Consider the following 13,249-nt stretch of genomic DNA (forward strand, 5'->3'; position numbering starts at 1 on the left):
CCGGCCCCCCCCCCCCGCCCCCCGGGGCGGCCGTGACACGCGGCCCGGAGCCCGCAGCGGGCGGGTCGCGTGACCCGGTGCCCGCAGCGGGCGGGGCGCACGGCCCGGTGCCCGCAGCGGGCGGGTCGCGTGACCCGGTGCCCGCAGCGGGCGGGGCGCACGGCCCGGTGCCCGCGGCGGGCGATGACGGGGCGCACGGCCCGGTGCCCGCGGCGGGCGGGGCGCACGGCCCGGTGCCTGCGGAGCGCCCGCCTTTCGCGCTCTCGGCTTTCCCGATCGGGGGGATCCCCATCGCCCCGGCGGCGCGGCTGTCCGCGGCCGGGGCGGTGTAGGTCGGTCAGCCCGCGAAGGCCGGCTGTGGCAGGCCCTTGCCCGCGCCCGGGACCACCAGCAGCGACCCCGCCACGGGGTGGGGCGCGTCCAGGCCCACCCGGGCCGTCGTGATGTACAGGTCGGTCAGGTCTGCGCCGCCGAACGCGCAGGCCGTCACCCTGGGCGTCGGGAGTTCGATCACGCGGTCGAGGTCGCCGGCGGGGGTGTAGCGGCGTACCGCAGCGCCGTCCCACAGAGCCACCCACACACAGCCGTCGGCGTCGACCGTGAGGCCGTCGGGGAAGCCCGCGCCGTCCTCGATCTCCACCAGGGGCCGGCGGCCCGCGGCCCGGCCGTCCGTGAAGTCGAAGACGTCCACGCGACGGGTCGGCGAGTCGATGTAGTACATCAGGCGGCCGTCGGGGCTCCAGCCCGTGCCGTTGCTGACGGCCACGTCGTCGAGGACCACATCGACCGTGCCGTCGCCGGTGGTACGGGACAGCGTGCCGCCGCCGGGAGCCTCGTCGTAGCGCATGGTGCCGGCCCACAGGGAGCCGTCGGGGGCGACGGCGGCGTCGTTGGCCCGGCGGCCGGGGACGGGCTCGTGGCGCAGCCAGCGGAACGTGTCGTCGGGGTCCAGGAGGCCCACGCCGTCACGGAGGTTGAGGACCAGGCCGCCCGTCGCACGTGGCTTCACCGCGCCGACGTGCTGCTCGGTCGTGCGCGTCGTGCGGTGGCCGGACACCGGATCGTACGTGTTGATCCGGGAACCCAGGATGTCGATCCAGAGCAGCCGGCCCGCCGCCGCGTCCCAGGTCGGGCCCTCGCCCAGGGTCGCTTCCGCGCGGACCGCCACCTCGTACGCGTACGTCATCCCACCCTCCGGTGACCGAGGCGCTCCGACAGTTCGACGGCGCCCTTGGCGGCGAGCTGCTCCAGCTCGACGCGGCGCTCGTCGCTCCAGCGGATCATCGGGACGGAGATGGACAGCGCGGCGACGACCCGGCCGGTGCGGTCCTGGACCGGCGCGGCCACGCAGGAGACGTCCGGGTTGGACTCCCGGCTCTCCACGGCGATCCCGCGTTGCCGGATCTCGGCGAGGGCCTCGCGCAGGGCGTCCGGGTCGGTGATGCTGTTGGCGGTCATCGCCATCAGGGCGGTGTCTTCCGGGATGCGCGCGGAGAGTTCGTGCTCGGGGAGCGAGGCCAGCAGCATCTTGCCGACGGAGGTGCAGTGGGCAGGCAGTCGCCGTCCCGCCGCGGAGACCATGCGCACGGCGTGCGTGGAGTCCACCTTGGCGATGTAGATGACGTCGGTGCCCTCCAGGATGGCCACGTGCACGGTCTCGTCGCAGGTCTCGGCGACGGAGCGGGCGACCTGCTGCCCCTCGGCGGCGAGGTCCAGCTGCTCGGCGTACCGGCTCCCGAGCTGGTACGGGCGCACTCCGAGCCGGTAGCGTCCCGGCTGGCCCGGCACCTGGACGATGTAGGACCGGGCGGCGAGTGTGGTGACCAGCTCGTGCACGGTGGTGCGCGGCAGCTGCAGTCTGCGCACGATGTCGGGGGCGGAGAGCGTCCCGTCCCCGTCGAGGAAGAGCTCAAGAATGTCGAGAGCCCGGGTCACCGCAGGTACAAGGCGTCCCACGACCGGTCCCCTCCCTTGTTTCTCAGGCGCCTGTGTTCGAGATTTCAACAGACGATCGGCATGACGAACACAGGCTAGTCATAGAGCTTTACCCGGGCAATGGGCAGGCGGGTCACTTCCGCCCCACTGGTACAACCTTTTCTCCGCTCCACGGTCTCACTCGTGGAGATGTGGTGATGGTCTTTGATCACCTTCATGAGCTCCTTGGGCGGAGCTCGCCGAGCCGTCGTCGAGCTGTGGAGTGGTTGATGAAGCGGGATTCCCTTGTACTGCGCCGGGTGCGTCTGAGACATGGCGTGGCGACGGTCGCTCTGGTGGCGCTGAGCACCGGCGGCGGCTGGGCGGCGGTGCCCGCAGCGGCCGGCACCGCGGCCGCGGGCGCGGCGTGCGAGCCGACGGCGGGCTTCGCGGGCTGCCGGCTGTTCGACTTCACCGGCGCCAAGGCGAACTTCCAGGTCCCGTCCGGTGTGAACTCCCTGGACGTGCGGGCGTGGGGACAGGGTGGCTGGGGCGGCCACAGCGTGACCGGCGGCGCGGGCGCGTACACCGCGGGCACCCTGAAGGTCGCGCCCGCTGAGACGCTGTCCGTCGCGGTCGGCGGGTACTCCTACGGAACGACGTTCGGCGACGCGCTCGGCGGTGCCGGTGGCGGCGGCGACGCCAAGGCCGGCGGCAACAGCAGCGCCATCCGCACCAGCGGCGGCGAGGCGCTCCTCATCGCCGGCGGCGGAGGCGGCTCCGGCAGCACCCTGCCGGGCCCGGCCTACGGCGGTGCCGCCGGCGGCGAGAAGGGGCAGGACGGCTCCGAGCCGGGCTTCGGCGGCAAGGGCGCCGACAAGGGCGTCGGTGGTGCGGGGGCCGGCAACGGCGCCGCGGGAGCCGACGCCACCGCGGGCGGCCGCGGCGGTGACGGCGGCAAGAGCCGTTACGGCGGTGGCGGCGGCGGGGCCGGCTACGCGGGCGGCGGCGGTGGCGCGGGCTCGGAGGACGAGAAGGCCAGCGGCAGCGGCGGTGGCGGCAACAGCTACACGAACCCCGCCCGGGTGACCGACGCGCGGCTGACGAGCGGTGTCCGCAACACGCCGCCCGCGAAGGACGACCCGTTCTGGTCGAAGGCGTCGGAGCCGGAGACCCAGGGGGTGGCCGAGGGCGGCGTCAATCTCATCGGCGGTAGCGGCCGCGTGGTGGTCCAGTGGAAGGGCGCCGTCGCACCCGCCGCGCTGAACCCGGCCTCCGCCGCGGAGCAGTCCGTGGAGCCGGGTCACGAGGTCCCGCCGGTGGCCGCGGTGGTCCGGGACAAGGACGGCGGCCCGGTCGAGGGCGTCTCGGTGAAGCTCGCGATCGACGACCCGGCGAACCTGGGCCCGAACTTCGGCGAACGCGAGAACACCAGGTCCGTCGTGCTGGCGACCGACGCCGAGGGCCGCGTACAGACGCCGCCCATCTACACCAGCGGCAAGAAGGGCGACTTCACCGTCCACGCGACGGCAGCGGGTCTGGCCACGGACTTCACCGTGCACGTGAAGAACCTGGCCGACGAGGTGGAGGCCGTCGCGGGCGACGAGCAGCAGGCCGAGGCGGGTCAGCCCTTCGCCGAGGCGCTGGAGGCCCTGGTGACCGACTCGGGCAAGCCCGCCGCCGGCGCCAAGGTCGACTTCATGGTCGAGGACGACAGCATGACGGGCCCCCGGTTCGAGAACGGCGGCATCGGCGTCCAGGCGGTCAGCGACGCCGAGGGCAGGGCCACGGCGCCGGAGCTGGTCGCCGGTGCGGCGACGGGCACGTACACCGTCACCGCGAAGGTCGGCGGCGGCGCCTCCGTCAGCTTCACCGTCGAGGTGGTGGAGAAGACCGACGACGACCCGTCCGCCTCGCCCAGCCCCAGCCCGTCCGGCTCCGCCGGCAACGGGACCGGCGGCACCGGCGGCACGGGTGACGACGGCGGCTCCGGCACCGGCGGCTCCGGCGGCGACGACTCGACGCAGTTCATCGGTGACAGCCTGGCCTCCACCGGCGCCGACGGCATCGGCCTGCTGCTGGTCGCGGCGGCCGGCCTCACCGCGCTGGGTGTCGCCGCGGTCCGTTTCTCGCCGCGGCTGCGGGTGAGGTTCCAGAACCGCCGGTGATCGGCTGACGCCGACGGTCCTACGGCGACCGGGGCGCGGGGTGCGGGGCGCGGGGTGCTCGACAACGCCCCGCACCCCGGTCGTCTCACGTACCGCCCAACGTCCCCCGCAACCGCTGTGCCCGCAGCACCAGTTCGAGTTCGAAGCGCCGGTCGGGGTCGTCGATCTCGGCGCCCCACAGCTCGCGGATCTGCCGGAGCCGGTAGCGGACCGTCTGCGGATGGACCCCCAGCCGGGCCGCCACCTCGGGCGCCCCGCCCCGCGTCTCCAGCCACGCCAGCAGGGTCTCCGCGAGCCGTCGGCCGTGGGTGGGGCCGCAGTGGGCGAGGGGGGCGAGGCAGCGCAGGGCGAGATCGTCGAGGAGTTCCTCGGGCTGGAGCAGGACCAGCGCCTCCGTGTGCTCGGTGCAGTACAGGACCTCGCCCGCCGGAAGCAGCCGCCGTTCCATCAGCCGTACGGCCGCCTCGGCCCAGTGCAGTGACTTCGCCGCGTCCGCGAGGGGCACCGGGGGGCCGATCGCTCCCGCCCACCCCGTCAGCGCCCGGTGCAGCAACTCGGGGCGGCCGGCCGCGTCCGGCTCGGGTACGACCATGCGCGGCTGCTCGTACTCCATGTCCAGCAGCACGCCCTGCCCCACCCCCTGTCCCACGGCGGGCGCCACCGCTTCCCGGGCCGGCCGCAGCAGCACGCCCACCGCGACCTTCTCCGGCAGCGGCCAGCCGATCCGGGCGGCGCGTTCGGTGAGGGCGTCGGCCGGGTCGCCCCGGTGGTGCTCGGCGAGCAGCAGCTCCATCAGGCGGCGCTGCAGACGTAATCGTTCCCCCGCCTGGCGGGCCGCCGCCTCCGCGTAGCCCCGTACGGACTGGTCGACCAGTCCGTCCAGGTACTCGTAGCCCGCGTCCACCAGTTCGTACATCGCGGGCGGCGGGATCTCGACGCGCTGGCCGATGTCGGCGAAACAGCGCCAGGCCAGCCGTACGCCCATGCGGTAGATCGCCTGGAGGGAGTCCAGGCTGCGGCCGCCCAGTCCCTCGCCCCGGCCGAACTCCTGGAAGACGCCGGGCGGGACCGTCGGACGGCCCGCCGAGTAGTCGGAGTTCTCCAGGTGCTGGACGAAGACCTCGATGGCGCGGCGGATGCCGACCAGTGCCATCGGCTCGCCCGACTCGTCGAGGACGACGGGCAGATGAGGGTACTCGTGACGGATCTCGCGCAGGATCTCCTCGGCGAGCGCGGGCGCCTCGGCCAGCGCGATCGCCGCGAACCGGCGCACCTGGGGCCGGGGGACGTCGTGCCAGGCCGAGCGGGTGACGGTTGCCGGGCGGGCCGTCACGGGTCAACTCCCTTGGTCTGTCTGCTCGTAGGTGACCAAGGGGGTGTTCGGCTGGTCCGGTGTCGCTTCGAGCAGCGCGACGATGCCGAGTGCCGCGCCCACGGCGAGGGCGGCGCCGAGCGCCATGGTCAGTGCGGCGGTGAGGAGTCTGGACATCGCAGGGTCAGCCTCTCTGTCCGGTTCGATCCGGAGGTCGGTGCCCACCCCGACGTCCCACCCTGCCTGTCGGCCCCAGTGTCGACAGGACATTGACACTCCGTCAAGGGGCGCCTACGGTCCTCGGCCCATAGAGCGGCCCGAACTCCGTCATCTCACGCCACTGGAGTGCCCGGATGCGCCGTACCGTGTCACCTCTTTCTCTGATTCCGCTGGGCCTCGGCACGTTTCTGCTGGTCCTGGCGCCTCTGCTCGTCTGGTACGTCGAGCCACGAGCGGCCGTGAACCCCCTCGACATCGACACCACCGCCGTCTACGAGGGCACCGGCAGCGTCTTCGACACCGAGGAGCTGGAGACCGTGTCCGACCAGCGGATCACCGTCACGCAGCGGGTGCGGGGCAACGTGGCCGAGAGTGAACGCAGCGGCCGGGCCGCCGTGTGGGACGTGACGACCACGGTCGACACCGACAAGTCGCTGCCGGCCGCCGATCCGCACGACGCCCTGGAGTTCGTCCCGCACCGCTGGGTGATGGACCGCAGGACCACGAAGCCGGTGCACTGCTGCCAGGAGAAGCCGTACATCGAGGGCGAGGCCTATCTGAAGTTCCCCTTCGACGTGCACAAACGCTCGTACCAGTGGTGGGACAACTCCCTTGGATCCACGGTCACTTTGCGCTACCGGGGTACCGAGAAGGTCCAGGGGTACACGGGTTACCGGTTCACCGGCACGGTCCCGCCGTCGAAGACGGGCACCAGGCTGGTGCCCGGCAGCATCGTCGACCAGCCCGGCCGACCGCAGGTGCTGGCCGAGGAGTGGTACTCCAACCACGGCATCGAGCTGGTCGTCGACCAGACCACCGGCCGGGTGATCTACGCACAGGTGGGCCCGAAGCGCACCCTGCGGGCACCCGGCGCGAAGAAGGACGCGGTGGTGCTGCTGGACAGCCCGAAGCTCGCCTTCACCACCGGCACCCAGAAGGAGGCGGTGCGGCAGGCCGAGCGGGACAGCGGTCAACTGCGCGCGGTGGGTGAGACCTTGCCGATCGGTGCGGCTGTGGCCGGATTCGTCCTGGCGGCCGTGGGGGGCGTTTTGGCGGTACGGGGACGTAAGCGCCCTGATTCCCGGGAAACACCTGATACGTCCCGAGTTCCTCTCACGATGTGATGTGACGTCAGCTCTGACAAAGCCAGAAATTGTCACCTCCGTGAGTAGCCGTGGCGAACGGCTGGGCGAAAACTGTCCACCCCACCCGAGCACAGCCCACCCACACCCTTCTCGCAGAAAACCAGGAAGCCCCCTCCACAGGAACAGCGCTTCAGCCCCCACGATCGGTTCCACACCCTCAGACGAGTTGGAGCGCTCATGCCCCAGCACGTGCCGTCTTCGCTGCGCGCCGCCCGCCCCAGGGCGTCGCAGCACCCCTCGGCGCTCCCCCCACCTCCGCGCCGAATCGTTTTCCTCGCCCATCGAGATCTGGACAACCCCGCCGCCGGCGGCTCCGAGCTGCTGGTCGACCGGCTCGCCGACGGACTGACCCGGCTCGGCCACCAGGTGACCCTGCTGTGCGGAGGACCGGCCTCCCCCACTCTCGGCTCCGCCCGAGCGGGAGGGGCCCCCGTCCGCGACTACCGGGTCGTGTCGGCGGGCGGCGAGTTCGGCCACTATCTGCGCGCCCGTTCCGCCTTCGCCCGTCAGGTCGGCGACTGCGACCTGCTGGTCGAGGTCTGCGACGGGATGCCGTACCTGGCGCCGCTCTGGCATCGCGGCCCCACCCTGTGCCTGGTCAACCACGTCCACACCGACCTGTGGAAGATGCGGTTCGGCGGCCCGCTGGCGCCCGCCGCCCGGATCGGCCGAAGACTCGAACACTGGGCGCTGACCGGTACCGCCCGGCACCAGGGCCTGCTGGTCGCCGTCTCCCCCTCCACGGCCCACGCGCTGCGCGGGATCGGCGTCGAACGCGACCGCATCCGCGTCGTGCACAACGGGGTGGAGGAGCCGGGCCCGCGATCCGAGCGCTCGCCCGAACCGCTGTTCGTCGCGGTGGGCCGGCTCGTCGAGTACAAGCGGATCGATCTGCTGCTGAGGCTGTGGGAGCGGGTGCGGCCGGTCACCGGCGGCCGGCTGCTGATCGTCGGCGACGGACCCGAGCGGCAGCGCCTGGAGCAACTCGCCGGTCCTGGCGTGGAGTTCACCGGCCATGTCTCCGAGGCGGAGAAGCACCGCCTGCTGTGCGCGGCCTGGCTGCTGCTGCATCCCTCCGCGGTGGAGGGGTGGGGCCTGGTGGTCACCGAGGCGGCGGCGCGGCAGACTCCGTCGATCGCCTTCGACGTGCCTGGTCTGCGGGACTCGGTGGTGGACGGTGAGACGGGTGTCCTCGCGCGGGGGGAGTCGTCTTTCGCGGCGGCCTGGTGCGTGTTGACTCTGTCGGTTCGGCGGCGGGAGCGGATGGGCGCGGCTGCCCTTGAGCGGGCGGGGCGCTATCGCTGGGATCGGACGGTGAGACAGTTCCGGTTTGTCGCCTCCGAGGCGGTGCGGGGTGGCGGGCCATGACGCCTATGCGGCGGAGCGGTGAGGCCGTGTCGCGAGTGCGGGGCCGTCGTGGCTGGTCGCGCCCACGCGGCGGAGCCGCAAATGTCACAGCCCCGCGCCCCTATCGGGGCGCTGTGCCGCGCCGGGGTTTGAAAGATCCCTCTGTTCGGCGTTCGGTCGCTCTCTTTCGGGCTTTTCTGCGCGAGCAGGACGAGCCCGACGCCTGTTACTCGTTGCTCGCTCGGGATGCTGTCGATCAGGTCGAGGCCTACGGCGGGGTGGTGGCCGGGCGTACGGTCGTGGATGTCGGGGGTGGTGGTGGCCACTTCACCGAGGAGTTCCGCAGTCGTGGTGCCTTTGCGCACCTCTTCGAGCCGGACGTCCGGGAGTTGGGGGAGAAGCCGCCCGCTGGGACGGTGATCGCCGACGGGTATCTGCTGCCGCTGTACGACGGGGTCGCGGATGTCACCTTCTCGTCCAACGTGTTGGAGCACGTGGCCGATCCGCAGACCTTCCTGAGCGAGCTGGTGCGGGTGACCCGGCCGGGCGGGCTGATCTATGTGTCGTTCACCAACTGGCTGTCCCCGTGGGGCGGTCACGAGTGGGCGCCCTGGCACTACCTGGGTGCCGAGCGGGCCCGCGCCCGCTATCGGCGCCGTACCGGAAGGGCCGCCAAGCACACCCTCGGCGAGAACCTGTTCGCCGTGCACATCGGCCCGACCCTGCGGCAGGTGCGCGCCCGCGACGACGTCCAGATCGTCTCGGCGCGCTCCCGCTACTGGCCGTTCCTCGCGGAGACCGTCGTGAAGGTTCCCGGGATCCGCGAGGTGGCCACCTGGAACCTCCTCCTCATCCTCCGGCGGTGTCCACCATGACGACGTCCACGGTCCAGACCCCTCCTCCGGCGGCCGTCCCCGCCACCGCGATCATGTCGGGCCCGCCTCAGGGCCCGAGGTCACGGCGCTGGCTGCTGGGGTTCTGGGCCGTGGTGTTCGTGCTGTTCCTGGCGGTCCACCCGGGCCGGCAGACCTTCGACACCAAGCTCGGCGTCACCACCGACCCGGGCCGGTTCCTGGGCGCCCTTGGCCAGTTGTGGCACGACCAGGGCTCGTTCGGCGGGATCCAGGACCAGTACGTCGGCTACGTCTGGCCGATGCTGCCGTTCTACTGGCTGGGCCACGCCGTGCGGTTGCCGGTGTGGCTGGTGGAACGGCTGTGGCTGTCGCTGATCGTGTCGGTCGCATTCTGGGGTGCGCTGCGGCTGGCCGAGCGGCTGCGCGTGGGCACCGGGGCGTCCCGACTGCTCGCAGCCGTCGCCTACGCCCTGTGGCCGGTGTTCACCATCGTCATCGGCTCCACCTCGGCCGCCGCGCTGCCCGGCGCGTTCCTGCCCTGGGTACTGCTGCCGCTGGCCGACGAGCGCCACAGCGCCCGGGTCGCCGCCCTGCGTTCGGCGCTGGTCGTCCCCTTCATGGGCGGCGTCAACGCGTCCTCGACACTGGCGGCCCTGCTCCCGGCCGGTCTCTACCTCCTGTCCCGCCCGCCCGGCCCCAGACAGCGCAAGCTGATCGCCTGGTGGGTGCCGGGCGTGATCCTGACGACGGCCTGGTGGTGGATCCCGCTGCTGCTGCTCGGCTTCTACGGCGAGAACTTCCTGCCGTACGTCGAGAGCGCCCGGACCACCACCGAGACCATGTCGGCGACGGAGGCGTTGCGCGGCGGCGGGAACTGGGTCGCCTATCTGCACCTGGTGGAGGCGTGGCTGCCGGCGGGCTGGACGGTCGCCTCCTCGGTGATCGTGATCCTCTGCTCGGCGTTCGCGGCCGGCCTTGGCCTCGCGGGACTGGCCCGGCGGGACATGCCGGAGCGGCGCTGGCTGGTGCTGACCGTGCTGACGGCCGTACTGGTGCTGCTCGCCGGGCACGGCGGCGCGTTCGGCGCGCCCTTCCACGGGGTGGTGCGGGACTGGCTGAACGGCGGGCTGGCTCCCTTCCGCAACATCTACAAGTTCCAGGTCGGTCTCGCCCTGGCACTGGTGCTGGGCCTGGCCCATGTGGTGGGCGTGGCGGGCGAGTCGCGCGGTGCCCGTCAGATCCGGGGCCGCCGGTTCGCGCCCCTGATCGCGGCGGTCCTGATCCTCCCCGGCCTCATGTGGCCGTATCTCAACGGTTCGATCCTGAACCCGGGTTCCTTCCAGCAGCTCCCCAAGTACTGGCAGGCCACGGCCGGTTGGCTGGAGAAGTACTCCCCCGACTCGCGCGCCCTGGTCGTCCCGGCGACCGCGCACGGCATCTACGCCTGGGGCTCCCCCATCGACCAGCCCCTCGACGTGCTCGCCGACTCCCGCTGGGCGCAACGCGATTACGTCCCCTTCGGCACCCCCGGAAACCGGCGCGCCATGGACGCGGTGGAGGAGTCCCTGCTGACGGGCGGTCAGGTTCCGGGGCTGGCCGACTACCTGAGCCGGGCCGGCGTGTACTACGTCGTGGTCCGTAACGACCTCGATCCGGACCAGATCGGCAACGTGCCGACGTCGACGGTGAAGCGGACCCTGGAACAGTCCGGCTACGAGCGGGTGACGGGTCTCGGCCCGCTCATGACCGGCGGCCGGATCGCCCCCGGCACCCCGCTCCAGGTGGAGGGCCTGTATCCGAGGCAGCGGGCGGTGGAGATCTACCGTCCGGCGAGCGAGGACGTGCCGCGTCCCGGGCAGGCCGGGCTGACTCCGGTCGCCGACACGGCGGTGGTCTCCGGCGGACCCGAGGCACTGCTGCCGCTGGCCTCCGAGCTGCGCGGCCGGGCGAGCGTCCTGACCGGAGACAACCACCCCGGGCTCGGCACCCCGCCGCTCCAGGTGGTCGGCGACGGGCTGCGCCGCGCGGACACCCGCTTCGGCCTGGTCAACGCCAACACGTCGTACACGTACACCCGCGACGAACGCAACGCGTCCGGTGCCGCCCAGGACGCCGGCGAGAAGCCGCACCAGATCCTGCCCACCACGGGCCTGGACCACCAGACGGTCGCCGAACTGCGCGGCGCCCGCGCGGTCACCGCCTCCTCGTACGGCAACTGGCTGTTCCACCTCCCGCAGTTCGACCCGGTGAACGCCTTCGACGGCAACCCGGACACGGCGTGGGCGGAGGGCGTGGCGGGTTCACCGGACGGGCAGTGGCTGCGGATCGCCTTCACCGACGACGCGTACGACATGCCGTCGTCCTTCAAGGTCACGCCGCTGCCGCAGGAGAGCGTGCGGTCGGCGGCGACCCGGGTGCGGGTGGAGACGGAGAGGGGGTCGCGCGACAGCTTCCTGCGGCCGGACGGCTCGACGCAGAGCGTCAAGGCGCCTCCGGGCGCGACGAGTTGGATGAAACTGACGATCACCGACTCGGTGGCCCGCCGGGCCGGTCTCGCGGGTGCGGGCTTCTCGGAGATCGACCTGCCGGACGTCCAGGTGACCCGTCTGCTCCGGCTGCCCACGGACGCCGCGCGCACGGACGCCTCCGCCGAGGTCGTCTCCCTGCACCGCACCGCCGACCCGGCCGGGTTCTCCCCGACGGGTACGGAGGCGGGCCTGCACCGCGCCTTCTCGACGGCCACGGCGGGAACGTACGAGGTGAGGGCGAGCGCGGTCCCGGTCGCCGGCGAGGAACTCGACGAGCTGCTCTACGAGGTCGCGCCCGACCAGCGCGACCGCGTCACGGCGACCGCCGACTCCACCGCGATGCTGGGCGCGGGTCTGTCGGCCCGCAACCTCACCGACGGCGACCTGACCACGGCGTGGATCGCGGGCGACCGTCCGACCGTCCATCTCCGCTGGACCGGCAAGCAGCCGATCAGTGAGATCGTCCTGGCCCCCGCGGGCGGTCTGTCCAGCCGGCCCACCGAGGTGGACATCAGCTCCCCCGACGGCGCGGCGATCGCCGGGGTCGACGAGAACGGCGCGGTCCGCTTCCCGGCGATCACCACGGACCGCCTCGACATCACGATCACCGAGACGGCCCCGATGACCCTGCACAACCCGGTCGCCGACGAGGACCTGCAACTGCCGGTCGGTCTCACGGAGGCGTATCTCCCCGCCCTCGACCGCTATCGCACACCTCAGCCGAAGGCCGACCGGACGTTCTCACTGCCGTGCGGCAAGGGGCCGGTGCTGGCGGTGGACGGTGAGCTGTACCAGACCGGCGTGAAGGGACGGGTGCGGGACCTGACGGAACGCCGACCCGTGCAGGTGACTATCTGTCAGTCAGGGGATTCTAAAGACCAGTTGGAGCTCACTTCGGGTTCGCACCGAGTCGAGGGCGGGGACGCCGGGCCCCTGGCCCTGACCGACGTGACCCTCACGCGCGGCACGGTGACGGAGCCCGCGCCGGCTAGTCGTGAGCTTCGGGTACGGGACTGGCTGGGCGACCGGCGCGAGCTGACGGTCGGCTCGGGAGCCGCGTCCTATGTGACGACGTACGAGAACTACAACGACGGCTGGCGGGCCACCCTGAACGGCAGGGAGCTCACCCCGCTGCGGCTGGACGGCTGGCAGCAGGGCTGGCGGATCCCGGCGGGAGCGGGCGGCACGGTGAAACTGTCGTACGAGCCCTCGACCACGTACGACGCCGGGCTGATCGGCAGCGGGGTGGCGCTGGCCGTCCTGCTGGGCCTGGCCCTGTGGCGGCGCCGCGCCCCCAACCCGGACGAACCGCAGCCGCTGCCGCCGCCGCCCGGCCTGTGGCTCGGCACGGTGGCGCTCACGCTGGTCGCAGCGGTGATCGCCGGGTGGTTCGCGCTGCTGGTCCCGGCCCTGGCGCTGCTGGCGCATCGTCGGCACACGCTCCTCGTCCCGATCGCGTTCGTCGCCCTCGCGGGGGCGGGGATCGCGGCGGCGACGGGAGCCGGAGAACCGGTGGGCACCGAGCAGGGGGCGTTCGGGCACACGGCCCAACTGCTGGCGTTGATCGGGCTGTTCGCGGCACTGGTGAGTGTGCGGGAGCCCAGTGACGGAGGCGGTCCGCCGCCTGAGTCGGAGGCGCCGACCCGGCAACTGCCGCCGGTCCGGGTCGAGAAGGGGAAGGCCGAACCCGTATGACGTCCCGAACCCGTACGACGTCCCGAACCCGGACGACCACATCCACGCGCACCGCGTTCCCACGCGT

The 13,249-nt window shown here is 72.6% G+C and carries 9 protein-coding genes; 5 read left to right on the top strand and 4 right to left on the bottom strand.

Annotation, left to right across the window (positions count from 1 at the left end):
* Positions 1-337: 337 nt before the first annotated feature.
* Positions 338-1,186 (bottom strand): SMP-30/gluconolactonase/LRE family protein, encoded by an 849-nt coding sequence (locus tag AB0H86_RS12825; RefSeq protein WP_362436494.1) that lies wholly within the window; start codon positions 1,184-1,186, stop codon positions 338-340.
* Positions 1,183-1,956, bottom strand: coding sequence for an IclR family transcriptional regulator (locus AB0H86_RS12830; protein WP_362436496.1), 774 nt, complete (start codon positions 1,954-1,956; stop codon positions 1,183-1,185). Before AB0H86_RS12830 ends, AB0H86_RS12825 begins: the two co-directional genes overlap by 4 nt.
* A gap of 248 nt (positions 1,957-2,204) precedes the next feature.
* Here AB0H86_RS12830 and AB0H86_RS12835 point away from each other — a divergent pair, with 248 nt between their 5' ends.
* Entirely contained in the window at positions 2,205-4,082 is a 1,878-nt protein-coding gene (locus AB0H86_RS12835) for a glycine-rich protein (protein ID WP_362436500.1), read from the top strand.
* 85 nt (positions 4,083-4,167) lie between these two features.
* On the opposite strand, the gene AB0H86_RS12840 is transcribed toward AB0H86_RS12835, so the two are convergent.
* A complete protein-coding gene (locus tag AB0H86_RS12840; RefSeq protein ID WP_362436502.1) occupies positions 4,168-5,415 on the bottom strand; it encodes a helix-turn-helix domain-containing protein in 1,248 nt (415 codons plus the stop codon).
* A 3-nt stretch (positions 5,416-5,418) separates the two neighbouring features.
* Complete coding sequence (locus tag AB0H86_RS12845) at positions 5,419-5,571, bottom strand: hypothetical protein (RefSeq protein WP_362436504.1); 153 nt, start codon at positions 5,569-5,571, stop codon at positions 5,419-5,421.
* A 176-nt stretch (positions 5,572-5,747) separates the two neighbouring features.
* Here AB0H86_RS12845 and AB0H86_RS12850 point away from each other — a divergent pair, with 176 nt between their 5' ends.
* From AB0H86_RS12850 to AB0H86_RS12865, 4 genes are all read left to right on the top strand, one after another.
* Positions 5,748-6,737, top strand: a complete 990-nt coding sequence (locus tag AB0H86_RS12850; protein ID WP_362436506.1) for a DUF3068 domain-containing protein — start codon at positions 5,748-5,750, stop codon at positions 6,735-6,737.
* A gap of 198 nt (positions 6,738-6,935) precedes the next feature.
* Entirely contained in the window at positions 6,936-8,126 is a 1,191-nt protein-coding gene (locus AB0H86_RS12855; RefSeq protein ID WP_362436508.1) for a glycosyltransferase family 4 protein, read from the top strand.
* Between the two features lie 128 nt (positions 8,127-8,254).
* The gene (locus tag AB0H86_RS12860; RefSeq protein WP_362436510.1) at positions 8,255-8,980 is read left to right on the top strand and encodes a class I SAM-dependent methyltransferase; all 726 of its coding nucleotides are present in this window, start codon (positions 8,255-8,257) and stop codon (positions 8,978-8,980) included.
* Positions 8,977-13,182, top strand: coding sequence for a DUF3367 domain-containing protein (locus tag AB0H86_RS12865; RefSeq protein ID WP_362436512.1), 4,206 nt, complete (start codon positions 8,977-8,979; stop codon positions 13,180-13,182). The genes AB0H86_RS12860 and AB0H86_RS12865 overlap by 4 nt, the downstream gene beginning before the upstream one ends.
* Positions 13,183-13,249 lie beyond the last annotated feature (67 nt).

It is taken from the genome of Streptomyces sp. NPDC050997 (genome assembly GCF_040660135.1).
GTDB lineage: Bacteria > Actinomycetota > Actinomycetes > Streptomycetales > Streptomycetaceae > Streptomyces.

Bases quoted from the DNA above. Each gene is read 5' to 3' on its own strand.
- AB0H86_RS12845 (WP_362436504.1), bottom strand. From the start codon at position 5,571: ATGTCCAGACTCCTCACCGCCGCACTGACCATGGCGCTCGGCGCCGCC.
- AB0H86_RS12850 (WP_362436506.1), top strand. From the start codon at position 5,748: ATGCGCCGTACCGTGTCACCTCTTTCTCTGATTCCGCTGGGCCTCGGC.
- AB0H86_RS12865 (WP_362436512.1), top strand. From the start codon at position 8,977: ATGACGACGTCCACGGTCCAGACCCCTCCTCCGGCGGCCGTCCCCGCC.
- AB0H86_RS12855 (WP_362436508.1), top strand. From the start codon at position 6,936: ATGCCCCAGCACGTGCCGTCTTCGCTGCGCGCCGCCCGCCCCAGGGCG.
- AB0H86_RS12825 (WP_362436494.1), bottom strand. From the start codon at position 1,186: ATGACGTACGCGTACGAGGTGGCGGTCCGCGCGGAAGCGACCCTGGGC.
- AB0H86_RS12835 (WP_362436500.1), top strand. From the start codon at position 2,205: ATGAAGCGGGATTCCCTTGTACTGCGCCGGGTGCGTCTGAGACATGGC.